Source organism: Lactobacillus helveticus DSM 20075 = CGMCC 1.1877, from assembly GCF_000160855.1.
GTDB lineage: Bacteria > Bacillota > Bacilli > Lactobacillales > Lactobacillaceae > Lactobacillus > Lactobacillus helveticus.
Map to the genome: position 1 here is coordinate 56116 of NZ_GG700754.1, position 3806 is coordinate 59921.

Below are 3806 nucleotides of genomic sequence, written 5' to 3' on the forward strand. Positions count from 1 at the left end.
AGCCATGCAAGGCAAATTGATCAGTGCAGTTGAGTTCAAGTATGATCGCCACTTGACTGACGTGATTTTAGACACGATTGAAAGCAATCTGATTGATGAGCTGAATACGCCAGAAAATCATGAGAATTTAAGGCGCCTGCGCAGCTATCTTCATCGTCGCTGGGTTGATATTAAGCCATTCAAAATGCGTCATTTGTCCGTAATTAAAGCAATCACCGCAAGTATACTTATCGCGTTAAAGGACAAGGAAAATACGGGTCAGAGAATGGCGCTGAGGGTATTTTGCGTGTGCTGACTTGCATTAAAAACAATGAGCTGGAATACTGGCTTAGCAGTGAGTTTGCAGGTGGGCAGCTCGATATTGGTGACCGGGAAGAATTGAAAGGTGCAGTTCGTGCCAGCCTAAGAAAAACGCATGAAGCTCATCTAGGCATTCATCATGGAGCAATCGAAAGCTTAACAGCAGGACATAGCTATTTAAACGATTTTATCAGAAAATAAATCAAATAAATATTTAAGAAATTAAGGTCAGACTAATGGTTAATAGCCTACCGCAAAAATATTGACACTTACTAGGATGAATTAGAAATTGCCGAGTGACTTAATATCGGGTATGATAAATGCAATTAATAATAGATAACCAAACTCACGGAATTTGAAAGGATGCAAACAATGAAAGCAGTTATTACAGTGATTGGCCATGACCAAATTGGCATTGTGGCAAAAGTTTCTCAACGGTTGGCAACTTTGAAAGTTAACATTACCGATATTTCCCAGACGCTGATGCATGGTGATTTTACCATGATGCTCATGGGCGAATGGAACGATGATGATGTGCAGTTTGAAGTTGTCAAACAGGGCTTACAGGATTTGGCAAATGAGACCGGCCTATCGATTAATATTCAGCGTCAAGAATTATTCGACGCGATTCAAAAGCTGTAGGAGTAGGAGGTCGCCAAAATGGAAACCAAACAAATTTTAGAGACCATTCAGATGATTTCTGAAGAAAAACTTGATATTCGAACCATCACAATGGGAATCTCGCTATTCGACTGTATCGATAGCGATGGTGTTAAGGCCCGGCAAAAGATTTATGATAAATTGACGACCAGTGCCAAAGATTTGGTGAAGGTTGCTGATCGAATTGAATCAGAGTATGGCATTCCCATTGTGAATAAACGGATTTCTGTGACCCCGATTTCAATGATTGCTGCCGCGTGTCACGATGATAATTATGTTGCCTATGCGCAGACAATGGAAAAGGCTGCTGAAACCCTGGGGGTTGATTTGATCGGCGGCTTCTCCGCGTTGGTTCAAAAAGGCTACCAATCAGGTGATCGAAAATTGATTGCTTCGATGCCGGAAGCCCTGAGTGAGACACAACGGGTTTGTGGCTCGGTTAATGTGGGTTCAACAAGAGCCGGGATTAACATGGATGCCGTCAAACAAATGGGCCAAGTGGTTAAAGATTTGTCTGAAATCGATCCGGTCAGCTGTATGAGTCTGGTGATCTTTTCCAACGCGGTTGAAGACAATCCGTTCATGGCCGGCGCCTTTCATGGCGTTGGTGAAGCTGATAAAGTCATTAACGTTGGGATTAGTGGTCCGGGCGTTGTTAAACGGGCGCTCGAACAGGTCAAGGGGGAATCAATTGACACGGTTTCCGAAACGATCAAAAAAACGGCCTTCAAAGTCACGCGAATGGGCCAGTTTGTCGGTAATGTGGCTGCTAAAGCGCTGAACGTGCCGTTTGGAATCGTTGATTTGTCGCTGGCGCCAACGCCAAGTCAAGGGGACTCGGTCGCCGAAATTCTTGAAGAAATCGGTTTGGAAAGTGTGGGTGCCCCGGGAACGACGGCTGCTTTGGCATTATTGAATGATGCAGTCAAGAAGGGTGGCGTGATGGCTTGTGAACATGTTGGCGGGCTGTCAGGTGCCTTTATCCCCGTGTCAGAGGACAGTGGGATGATCAAAGCTGTTGAGCACGGTAATTTGAATTTGGAAAAATTGGAAGCAATGACTGCTGTTTGTTCGGTGGGATTGGACATGGTGGCTGTTCCGGGAGATACGCCGGCTGAAACAATCAGTGGGATGATCGCGGACGAAGCAGCTATTGGTGTGATTAATAATAAGACAACGGCGGTGCGGGTGATCCCGGCCAAGGGCAAGCAAGTCGGAGAGCAAATTGACTTCGGCGGCATATTCGGCTATGCGCCGGTAATGCCGGTAAACACCAATAGTCCAGCGAAGTTCGTTCAAAGGGGCGGAAGAATCCCGGCACCGATTCATTCGTTTAAAAACTAAGAGCGCGACGAGCCCCGGTTGACCCCGGTATATAAGTCAAAGACAGCCCTGATGAACGTTTTTTGTTCATCTTATATTTTATCTATGAATAGTACGCTTATCTATGGTAAACTACCTTTTGAAATGTAAAAAAGCGAAAGGCGGAAAAAATGAAATTTTACAAAAAAATGGCACTAATTGGAGCTTCTGTTTTAGCAGTTGCTGGTTTAAGTGCTTGCTCAAATAACAGTAGTAGTTCTAAGAGTTCTTCTAAGATTCCTACCAAGATTAGTAAGAAAACAACAATCAACTTTTGGTACTCATTAACTGGTACTTCTCAAAATACTTTAAAGAAATTAACTAGCGATTTTGAAAATAAAAATCCTAACATTCACATCAAATTGCAAAGTCAAGGTGGTAACTATTCCGACTTGCAAGCCAAGCTTGTTTCAGGACTTCAATCACCAAAAGATTTGCCAACCATTACACTGGCTTATCCAGGCTGGCTTTACAATGCCGCTAAGAATAAGATGCTTGTTAACTTAACTCCATACGTTAATAATAAAGAAATCGGCTGGGATTCATACAAGGCTAGTGGCATCAAGAAGGCCCTTTGGGACGGTGCCAACATCAACGGCGTACAATACGGTGTGCCATTTAACAAGTCTGTAGAAGTGCTTTTCTACAACAAGACATTGCTTGATAAGTACGGCGTTAAGGTTCCAACTAATATGAGTGAACTTGCTTCTGCATCAGCTAAGATCTACCGTGAAAGTCACCACAAGGTTCGCGGTGCTGGTTTTGACGCTTTGAACAACTACTACATGATGCAAATGAAGGAAACCTACGGCAAGGACTTCAACAAGAACTTGAACTTCGCTGCTAAGGATTCTGTCAAGGTTATCAATTACTACGCAGATGGTGTTAAGGCTGGTTACTTCATGCAAGCTGGTACGCAAAAGTACATGTCAACTCCATTCAACAATGGTCAAGTTGCAATGTTCATCGGTTCAACTGCTAACGAAGCATACCTTAAGCAAGGTTTGAAGAAGGGCTACACATATGGCGTAGCTGCTCGTCCAAGCTCAATGAACGTTCAACAAGGTACTGACATCTACATGTTTAAGAAGGCTAGCGCAATGCAAAAGGCTGCCGCATTCAAGTACATTAAATTCTTGACTTCTAAGTCATCACAACTTTACTGGGCAAAGCAAACCGGCTACATGCCAGTTAACACTGCCGCTTTGAACGACACTGCTTACCAAGAAGCAAAGGACAGCAAGATTCCAGCTATCTTAGCTAAGACTTCTAAGAACCTTTACTTCTTACCTGTAACTAAGAATTCAATCACTGCATATGACCAAGTTAACGTTAATATGCAAAACATTTTGGCAAAGGCTGCTAAGCACCAATCATGGACTAATGATATTAAGACTGGCAAGAGTAAGCTTGATGCTGCTTGGAAGCAATAAAATAAGTTAATTAATTAGATTAAAAAGACATCCTTCGTTTTGAGGGATGCC

General features: G+C 43.1%; 3 protein-coding genes and 1 pseudogene. All 4 read left to right on the forward strand.

The features are described 5' to 3' along the window. Positions 1-518, forward strand: a pseudogene (locus HMPREF0518_RS05195) (ISLre2 family transposase); the annotation flags it as partial. Between the two features lie 154 nt (positions 519-672). Beyond that, positions 673-942 carry an ACT domain-containing protein gene (locus tag HMPREF0518_RS05200; RefSeq protein WP_014919426.1) on the forward strand — a complete coding sequence of 90 codons (270 nt, stop codon included), beginning with the start codon at positions 673-675 and terminating at the stop codon, positions 940-942. Positions 943-960: 18 nt separating this feature from the next. Continuing rightward, positions 961-2304: a PFL family protein gene (locus HMPREF0518_RS05205; protein ID WP_003626829.1), complete on the forward strand. Its 1344-nt coding sequence runs from the start codon at positions 961-963 to the stop codon at positions 2302-2304. 149 nt (positions 2305-2453) lie between these two features. Continuing rightward, complete coding sequence (locus HMPREF0518_RS05210) at positions 2454-3755, forward strand: extracellular solute-binding protein (protein ID WP_003626832.1); 1302 nt, start codon at positions 2454-2456, stop codon at positions 3753-3755. Positions 3756-3806: the final 51 nt, after the last annotated feature.

Coding starts and splice junctions, on each gene's coding strand:
- HMPREF0518_RS05205 (WP_003626829.1), top strand. CDS start 961: ATGGAAACCAAACAAATTTTAGAGACCATTCAGATGATTTCTGAAGAA.
- HMPREF0518_RS05210 (WP_003626832.1), top strand. CDS start 2,454: ATGAAATTTTACAAAAAAATGGCACTAATTGGAGCTTCTGTTTTAGCA.
- HMPREF0518_RS05200 (WP_014919426.1), top strand. CDS start 673: ATGAAAGCAGTTATTACAGTGATTGGCCATGACCAAATTGGCATTGTG.